The following is a 1,006-nucleotide window of genomic DNA, read 5'->3' on the forward strand; positions in this document are numbered from 1 at the left end:
GCACTATATCGTCGATGAAGGCGAAGTGGTCATTGTTGATGAAAACACGGGCCGTACCATGCCTGGTCGCCGCTGGTCAGAAGGTCTGCATCAAGCAGTAGAAGCCAAAGAAAACGTTGAAATTCAAGCAGAAAACCAAACGCTTGCGACCACGACATTCCAGAACTACTTCCGACTATATGACAAGCTGTCTGGTATGACGGGTACTGCTGATACCGAAGCAGCCGAGTTCAAATCTACTTACGATTTGGATGTCATTGTCATCCCGACGCATGAGCCAATTGCTCGTATCGATATGGATGATCAGATTTTCTTAACCAAGTTAGGCAAATACAAAGGCATCATTCGCGAGATTAAAGAGATTCAAGCCAAAGGTGCACCAGTATTGGTCGGTACGGCAACGATTGAAGCCAGTGAAGAATTATCTTATTTGCTCGACCAAGAAGGCGTTAAGCATAACGTTCTAAACGCCAAGCAGCATGAGCGTGAAGCTGAGATTATCGCACAGGCTGGTAGCCCAAAATCAGTGACGATCGCGACCAACATGGCAGGTCGTGGTACGGATATTATTCTTGGTGGTAACTGGCAATCCTTTATCGAAGATATTGATGGCGTCAGTAAAGAAGAAATGCAGCGCCTAAAGTCTCAGTGGCAAGTCAAGCATGACCAAGTTGTTGCGGCTGGCGGTCTACATATCATTGGCTCTGAGCGTCATGAATCACGCCGTATCGATAACCAGTTACGTGGTCGTGCTGGTCGTCAGGGTGATCCTGGGATGTCACGCTTTTTCTTATCGCTCGAAGATGATTTGATGCGTATCTTCGCAGGCGATCGCGTGGTCAATATGATGCGTGCAATGGGTCTCAAAGAAGATGAAGCCATCGAGCATAAAATGGTCTCAAAATCGATCGAAAACGCGCAAGGTAAAGTAGAGAGCCGCGATTTTGATGCGCGTAAGAACCTGTTGAAATACGATGATGTCGCCAATGAGCAGCGTAAAGTTATC

General features: G+C 46.9%; 1 protein-coding gene. It reads left to right on the top strand.

Annotated elements, in window-relative coordinates:
- Positions 1-1,006, top strand: a 1,006-nt coding sequence (locus ACS8FC_RS15140; RefSeq protein ID WP_459112964.1) for a preprotein translocase subunit SecA, incomplete at both ends; no start/stop codon positions are given.

Source organism: Psychrobacter sp. 1Y4, assembly GCF_051847555.1.